We start from the raw sequence: 20,916 nt of genomic DNA, 5'->3' as shown, positions 1-20,916 counted from the left end.
CGCAGTGGCCATGCGCTGACGCAGGTGTAACCGTTGTCATGGCAGGCTGCGCTAAAACAGCCTGTACCCTCTGGCGAAGCCGCGCAGGCCGTGCTTGACTGTGCGGCTGGCCGTGCGATTGAAGCGCCGCCGGACTGCGATGTGCCCATTGTTGCCGCGTTCCTTCCGTAAGGTTCCCGAACATGTCCGAGCAGAAACCGCCGCGTTACAAGCCCTACAACCAGCCTGCCGGAGGCTGGGGTGCTGCCGGTGCCACCGCCAGGGTGCTGCTGCAGCAGAGTGTGATCGGCAAGGGGTCGAAGGCGCTGCTGGCGATGAACCAGCCCGGTGGCTTCAAGTGCCCCAGCTGTGCGTTCCCCGATGCCGACGAACGCAGGAAGCTGGAGTTCTGCGAGAACGGCGCGAAGGCACTGGCCTGGGAAGCTACGGAGTTCCGGACCGGCCGCGAGTTGTTCGCCCGGCACACCGTGACCGAACTGATGGCGCAGACCGACTACTGGCTGGAGATGCAGGGCCGGCTGACCGAGCCGATGCGCTACGACGCAGCCACCGACCACTATGTGCCGTGCAGCTGGGACGATGCCTTCGCACTGATCGGCCACCACCTGCAGGCGCTGGACAGCCCGCACCAGGCCGAGTTCTACACCTCCGGGCGCACGCCCAACGAAGCCGCGTTCCTGTATTCGATCTTCGTGCGCGAGTTCGGCACCAATAATTTCCCGGACTGCTCGAACATGTGCCACGAGCCGACCAGCCGTGGCCTGCCGCCGGCCATCGGGGTGGGCAAGGGCACCATCGTGCTGCAGGATTTCGAGCACGCCGAGGCGATCTTCGTGATCGGCCAGAACACCGGCACCAATTCACCGCGGATGATGAGCAACCTGGCCGAAGCACGCAAACGCGGCATCCCGATCGTGGCGGTCAATCCCATGCCCGAGCGCGCGCTGATCCGCTTTGCCGAGCCGCAGGACGTGGTGCAGATGGCTACGCTCGGTTCGACCGAGATCACCAGCGAGTTCGTGCATATCCGCATCGGCGGCGACCTGGCCCTGATCAAGGGCATGATGAAGGTGATGTTCGAGCGTGAAGCACAGGGCGAGCGCGTGCTCGACCATGATTTCCTGTCGGAACACACGGTGGGCCTGGAGGCGCTGCGCGAAGACGTGATGGCGCAGGACTGGGACCAGATCGTGCAGGTGTCCGGCATTTCGCTGGCGCAGATCCGCCGCTGTGCGGAGATCTACATCCGTTCCAAGGCCACCGTGATCTGCTACGGGATGGGGCTGACCCAGCACCAGTATGGCTCGCGCCTGCTGCAGCAGGTCGCCAACCTGCTGTTGCTGCGTGGCAACTTCGGCAAGCCCGGCGCCGGCATCGGACCGATCCGCGGCCACTCCAACGTGCAGGGCGACCGCACCGTCGGCATCGACGAGAAGCCCAAGCCGGCCTATCTCGACCGCGTGCAGCAGGTGTTCGGTTTCGACCCGCCGCGCGAGCATGGCCACCATGTGGTCGAATCCATCGAGGCGATGCTGGCGGGCAGTGCCAAGGTGTTCATCGGCCTGGGTGGCAACTTCATCCATGCGGTGCCCGATACGCCGCGCGCGTACGAGGCAATGCGTGGGCTGGACCTGACCGTGGGCATCGCCACCAAGCTCAACCGTGGGCATCTGGTTCACGGCCGCGATGCGCTGATCCTGCCGGTGGTGGCGCGCTCGGAGCGCATCGTCACGCCGGCCGGCGAGCAGTTCGTCACCATCGAAGACGCGATGTCCAATGTGACCGCCTCGCGCGGCGTGCTCGAACCGGTCAGCGCCGATGTGTTGCCCGAGGTCGAGATCGTCTGCCGGATGGCGCTGGCCACGCTGCCGCACAGCAAGGTCGACTGGATTCGCTGCATGCACGACTATGCCTCCATCCGCGAGCTGATCGCTGCCGTGTACCCGGAGATCTACACCGGATTCAACGAGCGCATCCAGCAGCCGCACGGCTTCCATTTGGACATCCCGCCGCGCCGCCGGGTGTGGCCCACGCCCAACGGCAAGGCCAACATCCTGGTGATGCCCGGCCTGGACGTTGACGATCCCGTACACGATCCGGACATGCTGCGGCTGGCCACCGTGCGCTCGCATGACCAGTACAACACCACCATCTACAGCTACAACGACCGCTATCGCGGCGTGTACAACGATCGCATGGTGCTGTTCATGAACATCGAGGACCGGCTGGCGCGCGGGCTGGAGAAGGAAGCGCGGGTCATCCTGGAGACGATCAGCGGCGATGGCGTGCAGCGGCGCGTCGAGGGCCTGACGGTGCTGGACTACCCGATGCCGCGCGGCGCCCTGGCCGGCTACTACCCCGAACTGAACCCCTTGCTGCCGCTGGACTACTACGACCGCATCAGCGGCACGCCGGCGGCCAAGTCGATCCCGGTGCGGATGCGGGCGATGGCGGCGGTCGCCTAGCAGTGGATGAGTCCAATCCTATGGGCTTCCGGCATGTGGATTGGGTTGATCCAGAGCAAAGGAGCAACGGAAATAGTTGGCCGTATCCCGCCAAGCGCCAACGATCGGTTCCTGGATCTGCGCCAGCAGTTCACGGGCTTTGAGGGGATCATTGGCCTGGCAGGCGAAGTATGCGAATGATTGCAGGTTCCATGGCGAGGGATAACGTGACAGCACGTCTTCGAAGCCGCGTTTCATGGTCGGCCAGTTCACTTTCGACTCGGTGAACAAACGGTCCTCGTACTCCCGCTGCGAGGCAACCCAGTAGATACGGGCGTACAGCATGTATTGGTCCTGCGGTGGGGCCGCGGCCATGACCCTGCGTGCATAGGCTTCCAGGCCGGCCGGATCGCCGCCCCACTTCGGAGCGAAATAGCGCACGGCAGCAAAGTAGAGCGGGAAGTAACCCGGATAGCGCGCGATGCCTTCGTCATGCAATGCGAAGAAGCGGGCTGCATCCCAACTCTGTTCGATCGCCCGGTGTTCCATCGACTCGTACCAATACGGGTCCGTGCTGGCGATGTCCTTGTATTTCAGCAGGTAGTCAACGGCCTGCTGCTGCAGCGCGTTGAACGGCGCCCAGTCCTCTGCCTTCACCGTATTTGCATAGCCGGGGCCGCGGATGCTCCAGCCTTGGCGGCTGAGCATCTCAGCCATGGCCAGGCGCGCCGACGGCGACCTGGGGTAGCGCGAGATCCACGCCTGCACGAGCTTCTCGCGACCCTGCCAGTAGGCCGGGTCACGGTTCCTCATGCTGAAGACATAGCCGATGCCTACGTAGTACGCCGAAAGCTTCCAGACACCACTGCTGAAGTAGCGATCCGTATCCCGGTAACGACTGGCGAGTTGCTCCAGTCTGGCGAAATCCTGCTTCTCCAGCAGTTGCTGTGCCTGCCGGGAGACTTCAGCGCGTTCGCTTGCTTCATCTTCGCTTGGTTCTTCGGCGCCGGTGATGGTCGCGCACGACAACAGCAGCACCACAAGCAGTGTTCGCATGAATCCATTCATGAGGGGAACTCCGTGTCGGGGACAGGGGCAGGGGCGTGGCAAGGCAGGGTGGCACGATTGCCATCTCGCCATAGCAAGGGGCGTCGCGCAAGTCGGCCGCGTGGTTGTCAAGCTGTCAGGGTCGTTGCCAGCCCACTGAGGGTGCCCGCATCGGCTATCATCGGCGTGTGAACCTGCCTGGCCTGCTGCTGCGTTGGATGTTGCTTGTCGCCGTGGTGCTGAATGCACCGGCGCCGGCGCTCGCTGCGTCTTCGTACAGCGGCCCGTCCAGCCAGGAGCATTGCGCTGCACCGCACTCGGCCGCGATGGCTGCGGCCGGCTGTTGCGATGATGCGGCCCCGGCGGCCTGCCAGAGTGGTGAGTGCGAATGCCCGCCGGCCTGTCTTGGCATGCTGGCGACATTGAACGGAACACCGGCCTCGCCGTGGCGCGAGGCGCCTGTTCCGGCCAATACCCAGCAACGCGCACCGCCGCCGAGACTCGACCCGTTGCGGCCCCCCATCGCGTGATTTCCTGCAGGCCTCACGCGCCTGCCGTAGCTGCTCGACTTCTTCTCGACTCTGCCCGCGCCTTCGATGCGCGGGCGGCGGGCCGCGTTGCCCGCATCTGCAAAGGAATCACTCAATGAACCGTACTCTCTCCCTCGGTCTGCTGCTGGGCACCGTGTTGGCCACGACCGCCTGCGCTCGTGCCGCCGAAGAATCCTCCGCGGCACCGGTCGCCAGCGAAGCACCGGCACCGGCCCAGGCCAGCCCGGCCAGGGTCGATCCGGCCTTGCCGGTCGCCATCGTGCACAAGACCGCCAGCTGCGGTTGCTGCGGCATCTGGGTCGACCACCTGAAGGCCGCCGGCTTCGAGGTCGATGTGCGCGACACCGATGACATGAACCCGATCAAGGTCCGCCTGGGCGTGCCGGTCGGCAAGGCCTCCTGCCATACCGCCGAGATCGGCGGTTACGTGGTTGAGGGTCACATCCCGGCGGAGGACATCAAGCGCCTGCTGGCCGAACGCCCGGCCGCGCGCGGGCTGGTGCTGCCCGGCATGCCGGCCGGTTCGCCGGGCATGGAAATGCCGGACGGCTACGTGCAGCCGTACACCGTCGAGCTGGTGCGCACCGACGGCAGCACCGAGCCGTTTGTCCAGCACGGCCAGGGCGGCTGATGGACGGCGGGTGCCGGTCATCCTGACCGGCACTCTCCGACGCGTCCTGTGTAGAGCCGAGCCTACGCTCGGCTGTGTTCGGCCAGCAAGCCGAGCACGGGCTCGGCTCTACAGGATCTGCAGGATCTGCAGGATCAGCGTGCCGTGGCCGTTTCCTTGGCCAATTGCACGTCGAACTTCTTCTCGGCCGCATCCGCGTAGGCGTTGCAGGTCAGTGCCTTGGCGCTGGCCTTGCTGCCGGCGGCATAGTTCCAGTTGCTGGCGCCCGGATGCGGGGTGAGCAGCAGATCGCAGGGCAGCGCCCGCACCGTTGCGAAGCTGCGCTTGTAGTCCTCGATCAGGCGCGGATAACGGGGATTGCCCTTCAGCTGGTAACCCGGTGCACTCAGGCTGTCGGCGTAGGCGATGCGCACCGGCTTGCCATCGCGGGTGTCGGTCCAGGTCCAGGCGGTGCTGCCCGGGGTGTGCCCTGGCATGAAGTGCGCGGTGAATGCGATGCCGCCCACCGTGACCACTTCGCCATCCATGATGATGCGGTCGGCGCTGGCCGGCGGATAGGTGATGCCGTCGCCAAAGTGCAGGTCGTTGCTGCCGCCGCGCGCCAGCAGCATCGCCGTTTCTGCATTGGCCGCCACATGCGCGCCGGTGCGACGCTTGAGCTCGGCGACCGGGCCGGCGTGGTCGGCGTGCGCATGGCTGAGCAGGATCAATCGCAGGTCCTGCGGGGCCACGCCGCGCAGCTTCATGTTGTCCAGCAGGTGACCGGCCATCTGTGGCATGCCGCCATCCAGCAGTACTGCGCCCTCGGCGGTCTGCACCAGCAGCGCGGTCAGGTCCTCGGTGCCGATCTGCCAGGTGTGGTCGGCAACCTGCAGCGGCGCCATCGGCTGCAGCCAGGACGCATCCACGGTATAGGCCCGCAGTTGTGGCAGCGGTGCCTCGGCGGCAGTGACATCCAAGGCAAGCGTAGTCAGGGCAAGGGTCGTCAGGCAAAGGCGCATGGCGGAGAGGTGTCTGGGCAGGGTCGGATGAAGCTAGCACGTACCCTGGGCGCGCCGTTTCGCGAATAATTCATGGCTGCCATAAGCTCCGCCGCAGCCGATGCAGGGATTGTTCGCTTGCTGTGGATTGTGAATCCATCTCCACAGGCTGGAGCGCACAATCGGCCGGGGCTAGCCTGCTCTCAGGCTCAAGGAGGTGGACCATGCATGTGCTCATGGTGATGCTGGGTGGCGTGCTCCTGCTAGGGGTGTTCCTGCTGTTTGGCCGCCTCTGGAGCGTGGGCACCTCACAGCTGCCCACGGCCCTGCTCGCGTTCATCGCCACCTGGCTGCTGGTGACGCTGGCCAACATGTGGGTGGGCGTGAGCAAGGCCGGTTACGCCGTCCGGGAGGAACTACCGATCCTGCTGCTGGTGTTCGCGGTGCCGGCCTTGCTGGCTGGACTGCTGTACTGGCGCCTGGCGCGCTGAAGGACGGCCATGAGCACACGACCGAGACTGCCTGCCCTGCGCCAGCGCGATGGCCACCACGCCCGCGTGACCTACGAAGAGCTGTTCTTTGATCTGGTCTACGTCTTTGCGGTTACCCAGCTCAGCCACCATCTGCTGCATCATCTGGACCTGGTCGGGGTGATGCAGACGCTGGTGCTGTGGTTCGCGGTCTGGTTGGGCTGGCAGTACGCCTGCTGGGTCAGCAACTGGTTCGATCCGGAGGCGCCACGCATCCGCGGCCTGCTGTTCGTCACCATGTTGCTGGCGCTGCTGATGTCCTCGTCCATTCCCGAGGCCTTCGCCGAACGCGCCTGGGTCTTCGCGGGGGCGTACGCCACGATGCAGGTCGGACGCACCGTGTTCGTGCTGCTGGAGGTCGGCCGCAACCATCCGTTGGCGCCGAACTTCCGCCGTATGCTGGCGTGGGTGAGCGTGTCGGCCTGCTTCTGGCTGGCGGGCGCCGCCGCCGAGGGCAATCTGCGCCTGGCGTTGTGGGCGGTGGCGGTGGCCTGCGAATACATCTCGCCGATGTTCGGTTTCGCGTTTCCGGGCCTGGGCCGGTCGCACACCCGCGAGTGGACCATCGAAGGCGGGCACCTGGCCGAGCGTTGCCAGCTGTTCGTCATCGTCGCACTCGGCGAGACGCTGCTGGCTACCGGTGGCGTGCTCAGCGAGGTCGAGCAGTGGAGTGCTGCGGTGGTCTCTGCGGTGCTCGCCACGTTCGCCGGCACGATTGCCATGTGGTGGCTGTATTTCGGCATCTCCAGCCGCGACGCCACCGCGGCGATCACCCATTCCGAGGACCCCGGGCGGATGGGCGCCAATTTCCACTACGTGCATGCGTTGCTGATCGCCGGCATCATCGCCACCGCGGTGGGCAACGACCTGGTGATGGATCACCCGGAAGCGGCGGTGACGCCGGTATATGCAACGGTGCTGGTCGCCGGGCCGTTGATCTACCTGCTTGGCAGCGCCCTCTACAAGCGCGTTGTGTACGGGCGCGCCCCGTATTCGCATCTGTTCGGTGCCATGGCGCTGGTCGTGTTGGGCGCGGTCTTGCCGCACACCCATCTGCTGGCCGCCGGTTGGCTGACCAGTGCGGTGCTGCTGGCCGTGGCGTTGATGGATACGCGGTTGAAGCGTCGCCTGCAGCGGGCGTGATCCGTTGCGTCTGCGAAGCGCTCCAGCCGCCATCGAGCGCAAGCGCTGAGCAGTCGATTGACACTCGACTTCGGCACCGCTGCACAAGAAATGCTGGCAGGCTAGGTCAGCGCGGCGGCCATCGCTGCAAGCTTGCCGATTGTGTTCATATTGCGGGCGGTGCCGTGCTGGGCACAGGGCACCCGCAGGCGCGAATCGGCCATGCCGTCTCCGTAATGGATGAAGATCTCGCGCGTGCCGAGTGCAAGCTGTTCGTCGCGCAGGCCGGTTACGCCGTCCAGTGGATCGGCGGGCAGGCTGCCGTCGAGGAACAGGGCGACCACACGGTTGCCGGCCGCCTGCGGAAATGGATTGCGCGCCACCACGCCGGCGATCTCGTTGGCCGAGCGCACCAGCACGCCTACCGGCTTGCCGGCGTACGCCTGCAGCCGTTGGGCGAGGGCCTCCCGCACGGCGGCTTCATCAAGCCCGCTGCGGAATACCGCGTTGCCACTGGCGATGTAGGTGCGGGTGTCGGAAAAGCCGGCGTCCTTGCACATCGCCACCAGTTCGCGCATCGGCAGCTTGCCGGTGCCGCCGACGTTGACCGCGCGCAGCGAGGCCACGTAGGCGTTCATGGCGTCCCCGCCTGCAGGCGGTCGTACATGCGTACCAGGTCAACCAGGGTGCGTGCGCCCATCTTGCGCATCACCTGTGCGCGACGCACCTTCACGGTGATCTCGCTGACGCCGAGGTCAGCGGCGATCTGCTTGTTGAGGCGGCCACGCACCACGCCATCGACCACCTCCCGCTCGCCGGCATTGAGGGTGTTCCAACGCAGCTGCAGCGCGCCGAGTGCCTCGCCCTCGCGGCGGCGCTGGCGGTCGATCTCGATGCCCTTGTGGATGGCATCGAGCAGTTCCTGGTCACGGAAGGGCTTGGTGAGGAATTCGATGGCGCCGTCCTTGATCGCGTTGACGCCCATCGCGATGTCGCCGTGGCCGGTGATGAACACCACCGGCAACTGCAGGCCGTGGCTGCCCATGGTGCGATGGAATTCGAGCCCGCTCTGGCCGGGCATGCGCACGTCCAGCACCAGGCAGGCCGGCGCGTCTTCCAGCTCGTGTTCGAGGAACGCCTGGGTGGAGGCGAAGGCCCGCACCTGCAGGCCCATCGAGGCCAGCAGGTCTTCCAGCGCCGCGCGCACAGAGGCATCGTCGTCGACCACGTAGACAATGGGCGCCGGATCGGCGATGGGTGCAGTGGGCTTACGCATGGTGGGCGTCCGTGGCAACGGGCAGGTGGAACACGAAGCAGGCACCGCCGCCTGCCGGGCGTTCGGCACGGATCTGGCCGTCGTTGGCCTCGATCATCGAGCGGCTCAGGCTGAGGCCCAGCCCCAACCCGTGTGACTTGGTGGTCCAGAACGCGTCGAACACGCGCTCGGGATGCTCGGCGGGCAGGCCGACGCCACGATCGCGTACGCTGAGGCTGACCCGTTGGCCGTCGCGCCGGGTCAGCAGGGACAGGCGTCGGTCGGCGGTGGGCACGGTCTCCATCGCGTCCACCGCATTGAGGATCAGGTTGCCGATCACCTGCTGTACCTGCACACGGTCGGCCTGCACCGGTGGCAGCTCGGCGTCCAGCAGCAGCGCCACGGCCACGCCATGCCGGTCCAGCTCGCTGCGCGACAGCGCCAGCATTTCCTCCACGGCCTGGTTCAGATCGAAGGCGCGCCGCTGCGGTGCCGCGCCCTGGGTCAGGCCGCGGATGCGGGCGATCACGTCGCCGGCGCGGTGTGCATCGGCCAGGATGCGGGCCACGGTCTGCCGCGCCTTGTCCACGTTTGGTGGATCCTGCGCGAGCCAACGCTGGCAGGCTTCGGCGCTGCTGGCGATGGCCGCCAGCGGCTGGTTCACTTCATGGGCGATGGAGGTGGTCAGCTCGCCCACGGTGGAGGCGCGCGCTACCCGCAGCAGGCGGCCCTGTGCTTCCTGCACGGCGGCCTTGGCCGCTTCCATGTTCAGCGCGAGATAGGTGGTGATGCCGATCACCAGCATGCCGATGACCGAGTTGACCAGGCCGATGCGATAGGTGCCGAAGCGGGTCAGGAAGAAGCTCAGCCCGGTCAGCGCGATGCAGGCGATGGCCAGGGTGATCAGTCCGCGCGCGCCCAGCACGCGCGACGCCGCAAGAATGACCGCCGCGTAGAAGCAGGCGGCAGCAACCGCGTAATCGGTGACGGTGTCGATCAGGAAGATCGCCGCCATCACGACGATCAGGACCAGCAGCACCAGTCGGCGGCGGGGCGACAGCGATGGCATCGGGACGGCTCCCTGGCGTGGGGTGAAAGGATAGCAAAGCCGCCAACGCTAGATGCCGACCGGTAGTGCCGGCCGCTGGCCGGCAGCTGCACGGTGTTGCCGGAGCTCATGAGGTTGCCGGCCAGCGGCCGGCATTACCGCCAACGGTCGGCACCCACCAAAGCGATGCACGGTGCGTCCGCGGATCATCCGGTTGCCGGCCAGCGGCCGGCACTACTCTTCCAGGCTGGCGTTCCAGAATCCCTGCAGGACGCCGGGCGTCGCCGCCAGCGTGGCCAGCACCGCATCCAGTTCACCGGCATCCACCGTGGTGGCATACAACACCGCTTCAATCTCCACATCGCGCTCGCCGAACGGGCGCTGGTCCACCGCGCGCACCGGGTACTGCGCCTGCTCAAGCAGCAGCAACAGCCGGTCCAGCACCTCGGCCTGCTGTTCGCGCTGGCACACCACGCTGATCGCATAGGTCGCCTCGCTGAACGCTTCCGGCAGCGGCTGCCGCTGGATGCGGTTCACCAACGGCCGCAGCAGGGTGTTGGCGGCCAGCACGAACACCGCAGCCATCACCGCTTCCGGCAGCAGCTTGATGCCCGCGCACGCACCCACCGCCGCCGATCCCCACAGGGTGGCCGCAGTGTTCAGGCCGGACACCTGGGCGCCGTCCTTCATGATCGCGCCGGCACCGAGGAAGCCAACGCCGGAGATCACATAGGCCACCACATGCAGCGGTGACGGCGGGCCGCCGTACAGGTCATGGAAGCGCACCGCCAGATCGACGAACACCGCCGCCCCCACCGCCACCAGCGTATTGGTACGCAGGCCGGCGGTGCGTTGCCGCAGCTGCCGTTCCAGGCCGATGACCGTGCCCAGCACGAACGCCACCGACAGGCTGATCAGCGAGCTGAGCGTGGCGCCGGCGTTGAACGCCGGCAGGTTGGGATTGATGTCCATTGTGTTTCTCCCTGGACAAAGCGGCGGGCGCTTACTGCCAGCCGTAACGACGGATGTAGAACCGCTTCAGCGCAGTGGTCAGCACCGCATAGCCGAACAGGATCGCCACCAGGAACGGCCAGTAGCCAGCCGGCAGTGCCTGCAGCTTGAAGTAGCCGGCCAGCGGGCTCATCGGCAGGAACACGCCAACGGTCATGATCAGGCCGGTCATCAGCAGCAGCGGCGGCGCGGCGATGCTCTGCAGGAACGGCAGCTTCGGCGTGCGGATCATGTGCACGATCAGCGTCTGGGTCAGCAGGCCGACCACGAACCAGCCGGACTGGAACAGGCCCTGGTCGGCCGGCGTGCGCGCATCGAACACGTACCACATCAGCGCGAAGCAGGTCAGGTCGAAAATCGAGCTGATCGGCCCGAAGAACACCATGAAGCGGCCGATGTCCGCCGGGTTCCACTTCAGCGGCCTGCGCACCAGTTCCTCATCCACGTTGTCGAACGGAATGGCAATCTGCGAGATGTCGTACAGCAGGTTCTGCACCAGCAGCTGCAGCGGCAGCATCGGCAGGAACGGCAGGAAGGCCGACGCCACCAGCACCGAGAACACATTGCCGAAGTTGGAGCTGGCGGTCATGCGGATGTACTTGAGCATGTTGTTGAACGTGCGCCGGCCCTGGATGACGCCTTCCTCCAGAACCATCAGGTTCTTTTCCAGCAGGATGATGTCGGCCGCCTCCTTGGCGATGTCCACCGCACTGTCCACGCTGATGCCGATATCGGCCGCGCGCAGCGCCGGTGCATCGTTGATGCCGTCGCCGAGGAAGCCGACCACCTTGCCCCGTGCGCGCAACTCTCGCACCAGGCGCTCCTTGTGCAGCGGTGTCAGCCGGGCGAACACGCGATGGTGGTGCAGCGCCCGCGCCAGCGCGCCGTCATCCATGCGCTCGATCTGCGGGCCGGTCAGGATGGTGTCCGCGTCCAGCCCCACCTGTGCGCAGACACGGGCGGTCACCAGCTCGTTGTCACCGGTGAAGACCTTGACCTCCACGCCATGCGCGGCCAGCGCCTGCAGTGCCTGCGCAGCCGATTCCTTCGGCGGGTCCAGGAAGGCCACGTAGCCGACCAGGGTCAGCCCACATTCGTCGGCCTGCGAATAGGTGGTCTGGCTGGCAGCGGTTTCCTTCATCGCCACCGCCACTACGCGCAGGCCCTGTTCGTTCAGTTCCTCGGTGGTCTGCCGCACGCGGGCCAGGCGGTGCTCGTCCAGCGGCATGTCCTGGCCGTTCTCACGCACGGTGCTGCACACCGCCAGCATCTCTTCCACGGCACCCTTGCAGATCAGCTCGTGGTGATCCTCGCGCTCGGAGACCACCACCGACATGCGGCGGCGCTCGAAGTCGAACGGGATCTCGTCCACCTTGTGGTAGTCCTGCGACAGCCGCAGCGAACTCTGCAGCTCCACGTGCTCCAGCACCGCGCGGTCCAGCAGATTGATCAGGCCGGTCTGGAAGTGGCTGTTGAGGTAGGCGAACTTCAGCACGTCTTCCGAATCGTGACCGAACACATCGGTGTGGCGCTCCAGCGCGATCCTGTCCTGGGTGAGCGTGCCAGTTTTGTCGGTGCACAGCACTTCCATCGCGCCGAAGTTCTGGATCGCATCCAGGCGCTTGACGATCACCTTGCGCCGCGACAGCAGCACCGCACCCTTGGCCAGGGTGGAGGTGACGATCATCGGCAGCATCTCCGGCGTCAGGCCCACCGCCACCGACAGCGCGAACAGGAATGCCTCGGTCCAGTCGCCCTTGGTCCAGCCGTTGATCAGCAGCACGAACGGCACCATCACCAGCGCGAAGCGGATCAGCAGCCAGCTGACACTGTTGACGCCGGCCTGGAACGCGGTCGGCGCACGGTCGGTTGCAGTGCTGCGCTGGGCCAGCGTGCCGAAGTAGGTGCGGTTGCCGGTGGCCAGCACAATGGCGGTGGCGGTACCGGACACCACGTTGGTACCCATGAACAGCAGGTTGTGCTGTTCCAGCAGGCCGGCCAGGCCATCGCCCGGGTGCGCGAACTTCTCCACCGGCAGCGACTCGCCGGTCATCGCCGCCTGCGCCACGAACAGGTCCTTGGCGGTCAGCACGCGGCAGTCGGCCGGAATCATGTCGCCGGCCGACAGCACAATGTGGTCGCCGGGTACCAGTTCACGGATCGGCAGGTCCAGCAGGCGTGCCGGGCGACGGCTGTGCAGGTGCGCGCCGAAGTACTGGTCGGCCACGTCGGCCGCCTCGGTGCCGGGATTGCGCCGCAGCACGCGTGCGGTGTTGCCGACCAGGGCCTTCAGCCGCTCGGCCGCCCGGTTCGAACGACCCTCCTGCGCGAAGCGGATCAGCGTGGACAGCAGCACCATCGCACCGATGACGATCGTCGCCTTGATGTCCTCGGTCAGCCAGGACACCGCCGCCAGCACGGTCAGCAGCAGGTTGAACGGGTTGCGGTAGCACTGCCAAAGGTGCCGCCACCACGGCAGCGGCTTTTCGTGATCCACCTCGTTGGGGCCGAGCGTGGCCAGCCGCTCCCCGGCCTCGTGCGGGCTGAGGCCATCGGCATGCGACCCCAGCGTGGCCAGCAGCTGGGTCTCATCCTGCTGGGCAAGGGTGACCAGGCCGGTGGTGAGCGCGAACGGCGCGGCCTCGGCGTTGCCTGGGCCGAGCCCGGCTTCGGGCATCGCACGGCGGCGGAACAGGTTGCCTGCGCGGCGGCTGCGCAGGAAGGCGTTGAACCAGGCGTTGAGCAGGCTCATGGGACGCTCCTCGAATGTCAGAGCCGGCCGCAGCCGGAACACGAACGGGATGGGTGAGACAGATCAGGCGTGGCGCATCGCCAGAACCGCCGGCGACCACGGCTGCATGCGCAGGCGCTGGCTGCCACCGATGCACAGTGGCTTCATCGCGTCGCGCAGGGGATAGGGCAGGTGGCGCAGCACATTGATGCGCTCGCTGATCGGCAGCAGCGACAGTGCATCGGCTACCACACGCGGCGAACCGAGCGACAGCGAACGGGCGAACATCACGGGGCCGTGCTGCAGCAGCTGGCTGCGCAGGGCGGCGACATCGCGCTCGCCGATCATGCGGCGCACGGTGATGTAGAGGATCTTGTAGGACATGGGGGCGATCTCCAGGCAGGCGGCGCCTGGCGGTCCCCGTCACTCAGGCAGGCAGGGACCGGCGGGCAGGCGCCAGGAACAGGCAACAAGCGGTCATCCGGGGCGCGGTGCGCCCGGCAGGGTCGGGGTCCATCTGCGTCTCCATGAGGGGAGGGTTCCAGCCAGGGTTGCCCTGGCCAGTGGCGCTATTGTCCGCCCCTGAATGGGGCAGGCCTAGAGGCCCGTGGGTTAGCCCGGCTATACCTTGGTATAGCCGGGCATGCGCAGCGCCAATTGAGGTTCAGTGCTGGGTCAATGCGCGCCGCTGGTCTGCCTGCACACGTCATACTCGCCGCGGCTCAGCGCCCTGTTGCGGTCGGTATCGCAGGCGTGCAGTCGCTCGGCCCAGTCCGGCGCCACTGCATCGACTTCCGCCAGGGTGACAATGCCATCCTTGTCCTTGTCCAGCGACTCATAAGGCGGTATCAGCTTCACTTCGGTGACGTCCTCGGCGGCGGTGGCCTTGCTTGCCTCCTGGGTCCTGGAACAGGCGCCCAGCAGCAGGCCGATGGTGATGACGAGGACAGCAGGAACGTAGCGAATACCGGTCATGACAGGCTCCAGAAGTGGGGACGCGGGCCACGGGTGTGGATGGCCACGGCCGGATATTCGGCCCGGATCTGTAAGCGAGCTGCGAAGAACCGACCGGGTCGCCAGATGGCGGTGGGCCACCGTTCACCCGCACGCCCCATGCGTGTACCGGCCGCACCTGACGAAATTGTCAGGCAGGCGACAGCGAGGCGCCGGAGGCCAGCCGGGAGGATGGCATCAGGCCCGCGCAGCCCCCGCGCCGGCACCGGTATGGATCCCTGTCATGCGAATTCCCTTCCTGTCCGCACGAATGCGTCGCCGCCACCTTGTCCTGGGCGCGTTGCTGCTGGTGGTGTTGTCGCTGGTGATGCTGTTCCAGGGTGTGTCGCGCAGCGACGCGCAACCGGCCAACGCGCCGCCGCCGGTACCGGTGGTGACCGGCCGTGTCGAGCAGCGCGACGTAGCCCATTGGCGCAGCGGCGTAGGCACGGTGCAGTCGTTGCAGAGCGCCGTGCTGCGGCCGCAGGTCGATGGCGTTCTGACCGAGGTGCTGTTCGAGGAGGGCCAGAAGGTGCGCAAGGGCCAGTTGCTGGCCCGTATCGATGATCGCGCGATCCGTGCCGACCTGGGTGGCGCACAGGCTGCGGTGGTTCGCGACCGTGCCACGCTGGATGCCGCGCGCTCGGACCTGGCGCGGCTGCAGCACCTGTCTACCGACCAGCTGGTTTCGCGGCAGATGCTGGAGCAGCAGGTGGCCACGGTGCAGCAGCTGCAGGCCACCGGGCGTGGCAATCAGTCGGCGGTGGATGCCGCACAGGTGCAGCTGTCGTACACCCGTATCCTGGCGCCGATGGATGGCCGCATCGGTCTGCGCCAGGTGGACCCCGGCAACCTGGTGCGTGCCACCGATACGCAGGGACTGGTGACGGTGCAGCAGACAGATCCGATCTCGGTGGTGTTCGCGCTGCCGCAGGACGCGTTGCCGCAGCTGCGGCAGGCACTGGCTGCCGGCGACGTGGCGGTGCAGGCGCTGGAACGCGATGGTGGCCAGCGCCTCGCCGAAGGCACCCTGCAGGTGATCGACAATCAGATCGACGAGACCTCCGGCACGGTGCGGTTGCGTGCCCGCTTCGCCAATGCCGACGACCGGCTGTGGCCCGGGCAGCTGGTCAGCGTGCGGGTACGCATCGGCCAGACCACGGACGCACTGGTGGTGGACGCTGCCGCAATCCAGCGCGGTGTCGAGGGCAGCTTCGTCTACCGCGTAGTGGGAGATGGGAGCGTCGAGGTGCTACCGGTCACCGTCGGTGAAGCCGAGAACGGGCAGGTGGCCATACAGGGCGAGCTGCGGGTGGGTGATGTAATCGTGCGCGATGGCCAGTCGCGCCTGCGCCCGGGTGTGGTCGTCACTGAAGCCGGCGCACCGGTTGCCAGGGCCGGGGCCGCACCATGAGCACCCGCGTTTCGCTGTCCAGCTGGTTCGTCCGGCATCCGGTGGCCACCACGCTGCTGACGCTGGCGGTGATACTGCTCGGCGTGGCCGCGTTGCCACGGTTGCCGGTGGCACCTCTGCCTGAAGCGGAATTCCCGACCATCCGCGTCAATGCCAGCCTGCCCGGCGCCAGCGCCGAGACCATGGCGTCGGCGGTGGCTACGCCACTGGAAACGCAGCTGACCGGCGTGCCCGGCATCATCGAGATGACCTCCACCAGCGCGCTCGGTAGCACCTCGATCACGCTGCAGTTCGATCTGGAAAAGAACATCGATACCGCCGCACAGGAAGTACAGGCGGCAATCAATGCGGCGGCCGGGCGCCTGCCCAGCGACCTGCCGAACCTGCCGACCTGGCGCAAGGTCAACCCGGCCGACAGCCCGATCCTGGTGCTCAGCGTGGTCTCGGCACAGGTGTCGATGACCGAGCTGAGCGACCTGGCCGAGAGCCGCCTGGCGCGTTCGATCAGCCAGATCAGTGGCGTGTCCGAGGTCAGTATCGTCGGCCAGCAGCGCCCGGCCATCCGCATCCAGGCCCAGCCGGAGCGGCTGGCAGCGATGGGCATGACCCTGTCCGACCTGCGCGGCGTGGCCCAGAACGCCAGCCTCAACCAGGCCAAGGGCGCGCTGATGGGCGAACAGCGCACGTCCACCTTCGAGGCCAACGACCAGCTGTTCGATGCCCAGGACTACCGCCAGCTGGTGGTCGCCTACCGGCAGGGTTCGCCGGTTACGCTGGGCGATGTCGCGCAAGTGGTCGACGGTGCCGAGAACGCCTATGTGCAGGCGTGGCCGAACGGGCAGCCGGGCGTGGGCCTGATCATCAGCCGGCAGCCGGGCGCGAATATCGTTCGCACCACCGATGCGGTACTGGCCGCCTTGCCGGAGCTGCGCGCCAACCTGCCGGCCAGCGTCGATGTGGAAGTGCTCAACGACCGCACGCGCACCATCCGCGCGTCGCTGCACGAGGTGGAGGTCACCCTGGTGCTGACCATCGTCCTGGTGGTGCTGGTGATGGGGCTGTTCCTGCGCCAGCTCTCGGCCACGCTCATCGTCGGTGCGGTGCTGGTCGTAGCGCTGGTCGCCACGTTCGCCGCAATGTATGTGGCCGGCTTCAGCCTCAACAACCTCACCCTGGTCGCACTGGTGGTAGCGGTCGGCTTCGTGGTGGACGACGCCATCGTGGTGGTGGAGAACATCCACCGCCATCGCGAGGCCGGTTTGGGGCCCGTGGAAGCGGCACTGAAGGGTGCCGAGGAAATCGGCTTCACCGTGGTGTCGATCAGCCTGTCGCTGATCGCGGCGTTCATCCCGCTGCTGTTCATGGGCGGCGTGGTCGGGCGCCTGTTCGCGGAGTTCGCGATGACCATCACGGTCGCGATCCTGATCTCCATCGTGGCCTCGCTGACGCTGGCGCCGATGATGGCTGCGCACCTGATGAAGCGCATGCCGGCCCATCGCGACGGCCAGGACACGCTGGCCGGGCGCCTGTTGGCCGGCTACGACCGCAGCCTGCAGTGGGCGTTGGGCCACCAGCGGCTGGTCCTGCTCGGCTTCGGCGCGACGGTCGCGGTAGCGGTGGCCTCGTACGTGGTGATCCCGAAGGGCTTCTTTCCGCTGCAGGACACCGCCTTCGTGTTCGCCACCACCGAAGCGGCACAGGACATCGGCTTCGAGGAGATGGCGGCCAAGCACCAGCAGCTGGCGAAGATCGCCGCCGAGGATCCAGCGCTGCAGGCCTACAACCATGCGGTGGGTGCTACCGGTGGCAGCCAGACCCTGTCCAATGGCCGCTTCTGGTTCATCCTGAAGGACCGCGGCGACCGCGACGTGGACGTGCACGGCTTCATCGACCGGCTGCGCGCGAAGATGGCCAGCGTGCCGGGCATCACCGTGTACATGCGGGCCGCGCAGGATATCAACCTGGGCGCGGGGCCGGCGCGTACGCAGTACCAGTACGCACTGCGCGGCCAGGACAGCAGGGAGCTGTCACGCTGGGCCGAGCAGCTGACCGAACGCCTGCGGGGGTTGCCGCAGCTGCGTGACGTGTCCAACGATCAGCAGGTCGGCGCCAGCGTTACCCGGCTGCAGATCGATCGCACTGCTGCGGCACGCTTCGGACTTACTGCCAACGATATCGACCAGGTGCTCTACGATGCGTTCGGCCAGCGCCAGATCAACGAGTTCCAGACCGAGACCAACCAGTACCGGGTGATTCTGGAGATCGCGCCCGGCCTGCTTGGCCAGGTCGATGCGCTGTCCTACTTCCACCTGCGTTCGCCGCTGACCGGGCAGATGGTACCGCTGTCGGCGGTGGCCCAGGTGCAGCCACCGGGCAACGGGCCGCTGTCGATCAGCCACAACGGCATGCTGCCGGCGGTGAACCTGTCGTTCAACCTGGCGCCGGGCGTCTCGCTGGGTGAGGCGGTTACCCTGGTCGAGCAGGCACAGGCGCAGATCGGCATGCCCGACAGCATCAACGGGCGCTTCCAGGGCACCGCACAGGCGTTCCAGGAATCGCTGGCCAGCCAGCCGTTGCTCATTCTGGCCGCGCTGCTGGCCGTCTACATCATCCTCGGTGTGCTGTACGAGAGCTTCGTGCACCCGCTCACCATCCTGTCCACGCTGCCGTCGGCCGGTATCGGTGCCGTGCTGATGCTGTGGCTGTGGGGGCTGGATTTCTCGATCATGGCGCTGATCGGCATCGTGCTGCTGATCGGCATCGTCAAGAAGAACGGCATCCTGATGGTCGACTTCGCGCTGGATGCCCAGCGCAACCGCGGGTTGACCCCGCTGCAGGCCATCCACGAGGCCTGCCTGACCCGCTTCCGCCCGATCATGATGACGACGTTGGCGGCGCTGCTGGGTGCCATTCCGCTGATGATCGGCTTCGGCACCGGCTCGGAGCTGCGCCAGCCGCTGGGTGTGGCGGTGGTGGGTGGCTTGCTGATCAGCCAGTTGCTGACCCTGTACAGTACCCCGGTGATCTACCTGGCCCTGGACCGGCTGTTCCTGCAGCGCCCACGCGAACGCAGGGCGGCCGCCGGTGCCGCGCTGACGGAGCCCGGATGAAACTGCTGATCGTCGAGGATGAGAGCAAGACCGCCCACTACCTGCGCACCGGCCTGGGCGAGCAGGGCTGGGCGGTCGACCTGGCCGCCGACGGCGTGACCGGCCTGCACCTTGCCCGCGAGTTCGACTACGACGTGATCGTGCTGGACGTGATGCTGCCCGGCATGGACGGCTTCAACGTGCTGCGCGAACTGCGCCGCAGCAAGCAGACCCCGGTGATCATGCTGACCGCGCGCGACCGCGTGGATGACCGCGTGCACGGGCTGGGGCAGGGTGCCGACGACTACCTGGTCAAGCCGTTCTCGTTCATCGAACTGCTGGCGCGCCTGCAGGCGCTGGTCCGGCGCGGCCGCCAGCAGGAGCCGACCGAACTTCAGGTGGGCGACCTGCAGGTCAACCTGCTGGCGCGCCGCGCCTATCGTGACGGTGCGCGACTGGACCTGACCGGCAAGGAATTCGCGCTGCTGGCCCTGCTTGCGCAGCGGCGCGGGCAGATCCTGTCCAAGACAGTGATCGCTGCGCAGGTCTGGGACATCAATTTCGACAGCAACACCAACGTGGTGGAAGTGGCGATCAAGCGCCTGCGCAGCAAGCTTGACGGCCCGTACCCCAGCAAGCTGCTGCATACGGTGCGCGGCATGGGCTACGTGCTGGAGGTGCGCGATGATGAGGGTGATGGTCGATGAGGTGGTCGATCGCCCAGCGCCTGTCGGCGATGTTCGCGCTGGCCGCGCTGCTGGTATTCGCCCTGCTGGGCATCGGCGTGTATGGCGTGCTGGAACGGCAGGTGGTGCGTTACCAGCACGCCGAGCTGCAGACCAAGCTGCACGCGGTCAGCGGCAGTGTGGCGATGTGCGATACCCGCGAACGCTGGAGCAAGGTGCGCGACAAGGTCGGCAACCTGATTTCCGGCGACCGCGACACGCTGGTCTGGGCCTGGAGTGACGACCCGACCTTCCGCATCGGTAGTGAGCGCCCACAGGTGCAGCCACCCAACGGCCACGACAGCGGCATGGGCACGTTGCAGCGCGAGGGCCAGCATCCGCTGCGTACGCTGTATGAGCGCGTGCACGGCAAGGGCGTGCGGCCGGCGGTGGACCTGTGGATCGGTATCGACTCCGAACCGTACACGCATGCCTTGCAGCGCTTCGCCGTGGCGCTGTGGGTTGCCGGCGGGCTGGGCGTGCTGCTGGTGGCCGGCCTCGGCTACTGGATCGCGCGCCTGGGACTGGCCCCGTTGCGCGCGCTTTCGGACGAGGCGCGCTCACTCAGCCCACAGCGGTTGTCACAGCGGCTCGGCACACAGGCGTTGCCGGCAGAGCTGGGGCACCTGACGCATGCCTTCAACGGTGCACTGGATCGCCTCGAGGCCGCCTACACGCGGCTGGATGCGTTCAACGCAGACGTGGCGCATGAGCTGCGCACGCCGCTGGCCAACCTGATGGGGCAGACCCAGGTGGCCCTGTCACGGCCGCGCGACAACGCGCAGCTGCAGGACGTGATGCAGTCCAACCTGGAAGAGCTGGAGCGGCTGCGCGCCATCGTCAACGACATGCTGTTCCTGTCGCGGGCCGGGCAGGGCGACATCGCGATGGAGACCCGGCCGGTGGCGCTGGCCGACGAAGTGGCCGCCGCCGGGGACTTCCTTGAATTCCTGTTCGAGGAAGCCGGGCTGACCCTCCGCATCGAGGGTGATGCGACCGCCAGCATCGATCCATCGCTGTTCCGGCGTGCCCTGACCAACCTGCTGCACAACGCCGTGCAGCATGCGCGGGCCGGTACCGCGGTGCGGGTACAGCTGCAGGCCGAAGGCAAGGGCGCGCGCATTGCGGTGTTGAACGAAGGCGATGGCATCGCCGCCGAGCACCTGCCGCTGTTGTTCGAGCGTTTCTACCGGGTTGACCAGGCCCGCGAGTACCGGGGCGAACGCCACCACGGCCTGGGCCTGTCGATCGTCAAGGCCATCGCCGTGCTGCATGGTGGCGATGTGTTCGTGGCCAGCCGCGACGGGCTGACCACGGTGGGGTTCACGGTGGCGTGTTGACGCTG

Annotated in this window: 17 protein-coding genes; 8 read left to right on the top strand and 9 right to left on the bottom strand. The window is 67.0% G+C overall.

The genetic code is table 11. The features are described 5' to 3' along the window. Positions 1–182 precede the first annotated feature (182 nt). Positions 183–2,465: an FdhF/YdeP family oxidoreductase gene (locus tag KXV01_RS08670; protein ID WP_263467695.1), complete on the top strand. Its 2,283-nt coding sequence runs from the start codon at positions 183–185 to the stop codon at positions 2,463–2,465. An 18-nt stretch (positions 2,466–2,483) separates the two neighbouring features. Here KXV01_RS08670 and KXV01_RS08665 read toward each other — a convergent pair whose 3' ends face one another. Continuing rightward, positions 2,484–3,512 carry a DUF4034 domain-containing protein gene (locus tag KXV01_RS08665; protein ID WP_263467694.1) on the bottom strand — a complete coding sequence of 343 codons (1,029 nt, stop codon included), beginning with the start codon at positions 3,510–3,512 and terminating at the stop codon, positions 2,484–2,486. 624 nt (positions 3,513–4,136) lie between these two features. Between KXV01_RS08665 and KXV01_RS08660 the strand changes: the two genes are divergently transcribed. Further along, positions 4,137–4,673: a DUF411 domain-containing protein gene (locus tag KXV01_RS08660; protein ID WP_080354752.1), complete on the top strand. Its 537-nt coding sequence runs from the start codon at positions 4,137–4,139 to the stop codon at positions 4,671–4,673. 134 nt (positions 4,674–4,807) lie between these two features. Here KXV01_RS08660 and blaL1 read toward each other — a convergent pair whose 3' ends face one another. Continuing rightward, positions 4,808–5,674: a L1 family subclass B3 metallo-beta-lactamase gene (blaL1, locus tag KXV01_RS08655; protein WP_049410916.1), complete on the bottom strand. Its 867-nt coding sequence runs from the start codon at positions 5,672–5,674 to the stop codon at positions 4,808–4,810. A 203-nt stretch (positions 5,675–5,877) separates the two neighbouring features. On the opposite strand from blaL1, the gene KXV01_RS08650 reads away from it, so the two are divergent. Both KXV01_RS08650 and KXV01_RS08645 read left to right on the top strand, forming a co-directional pair. Beyond that, complete coding sequence (locus KXV01_RS08650; protein ID WP_049410912.1) at positions 5,878–6,144, top strand: hypothetical protein; 267 nt, start codon at positions 5,878–5,880, stop codon at positions 6,142–6,144. Positions 6,145–6,153: 9 nt separating this feature from the next. After that, the gene (locus tag KXV01_RS08645; protein WP_263467693.1) at positions 6,154–7,326 is read left to right on the top strand and encodes a low temperature requirement protein A; all 1,173 of its coding nucleotides are present in this window, start codon (positions 6,154–6,156) and stop codon (positions 7,324–7,326) included. 101 nt (positions 7,327–7,427) lie between these two features. Here KXV01_RS08645 and KXV01_RS08640 read toward each other — a convergent pair whose 3' ends face one another. From KXV01_RS08640 to KXV01_RS08610, 7 genes are all read right to left on the bottom strand, one after another. After that, positions 7,428–7,943, bottom strand: coding sequence for a DUF1697 domain-containing protein (locus KXV01_RS08640; RefSeq protein WP_263467692.1), 516 nt, complete (start codon positions 7,941–7,943; stop codon positions 7,428–7,430). Then, entirely contained in the window at positions 7,940–8,581 is a 642-nt protein-coding gene (locus tag KXV01_RS08635) for a response regulator transcription factor (RefSeq protein ID WP_111191368.1), read from the bottom strand. The genes KXV01_RS08640 and KXV01_RS08635 overlap by 4 nt, the downstream gene beginning before the upstream one ends. Next, positions 8,574–9,629 (bottom strand): ATP-binding protein, encoded by a 1,056-nt coding sequence (locus KXV01_RS08630; RefSeq protein ID WP_049410899.1) that lies wholly within the window; start codon positions 9,627–9,629, stop codon positions 8,574–8,576. Before KXV01_RS08630 ends, KXV01_RS08635 begins: the two co-directional genes overlap by 8 nt. Before the next feature lie 213 nt (positions 9,630–9,842). After that, positions 9,843–10,580 (bottom strand): MgtC/SapB family protein, encoded by a 738-nt coding sequence (locus KXV01_RS08625; RefSeq protein ID WP_099496019.1) that lies wholly within the window; start codon positions 10,578–10,580, stop codon positions 9,843–9,845. A 31-nt stretch (positions 10,581–10,611) separates the two neighbouring features. After that, the gene (mgtA, locus tag KXV01_RS08620; protein WP_263467691.1) at positions 10,612–13,371 is read right to left on the bottom strand and encodes a magnesium-translocating P-type ATPase; all 2,760 of its coding nucleotides are present in this window, start codon (positions 13,369–13,371) and stop codon (positions 10,612–10,614) included. Between the two features lie 63 nt (positions 13,372–13,434). After that, positions 13,435–13,734, bottom strand: coding sequence for a hypothetical protein (locus KXV01_RS08615; protein ID WP_049439874.1), 300 nt, complete (start codon positions 13,732–13,734; stop codon positions 13,435–13,437). Positions 13,735–14,025: 291 nt separating this feature from the next. Further along, complete coding sequence (locus tag KXV01_RS08610) at positions 14,026–14,325, bottom strand: hypothetical protein (protein ID WP_263467690.1); 300 nt, start codon at positions 14,323–14,325, stop codon at positions 14,026–14,028. A 262-nt stretch (positions 14,326–14,587) separates the two neighbouring features. On the opposite strand from KXV01_RS08610, the gene KXV01_RS08605 reads away from it, so the two are divergent. From KXV01_RS08605 to KXV01_RS08590, 4 genes are read left to right on the top strand one after another with little or no spacing between them, the layout of a single operon-like run. Beyond that, positions 14,588–15,757: an efflux RND transporter periplasmic adaptor subunit gene (locus tag KXV01_RS08605; RefSeq protein WP_263467689.1), complete on the top strand. Its 1,170-nt coding sequence runs from the start codon at positions 14,588–14,590 to the stop codon at positions 15,755–15,757. Further along, positions 15,754–18,867 (top strand): multidrug efflux RND transporter permease subunit, encoded by a 3,114-nt coding sequence (locus KXV01_RS08600; RefSeq protein ID WP_263467688.1) that lies wholly within the window; start codon positions 15,754–15,756, stop codon positions 18,865–18,867. The genes KXV01_RS08605 and KXV01_RS08600 overlap by 4 nt, the downstream gene beginning before the upstream one ends. Next, positions 18,864–19,553: a heavy metal response regulator transcription factor gene (locus KXV01_RS08595; protein WP_005413570.1), complete on the top strand. Its 690-nt coding sequence runs from the start codon at positions 18,864–18,866 to the stop codon at positions 19,551–19,553. Before KXV01_RS08600 ends, KXV01_RS08595 begins: the two co-directional genes overlap by 4 nt. After that, a complete protein-coding gene (locus KXV01_RS08590) occupies positions 19,550–20,911 on the top strand; it encodes a heavy metal sensor histidine kinase (protein ID WP_263467687.1) in 1,362 nt (453 codons plus the stop codon). The genes KXV01_RS08595 and KXV01_RS08590 overlap by 4 nt, the downstream gene beginning before the upstream one ends. The last annotated feature ends 5 nt before the right edge of the window (positions 20,912–20,916 follow it).

It is taken from the genome of Stenotrophomonas sp. Ps181 (genome assembly GCF_025697425.1).
Taxonomy (GTDB): domain Bacteria; phylum Pseudomonadota; class Gammaproteobacteria; order Xanthomonadales; family Xanthomonadaceae; genus Stenotrophomonas; species Stenotrophomonas sepilia.
Note: the sequence above shows the minus strand (reverse complement) of the source record. Positions and strands in the feature narration are given on the sequence as shown.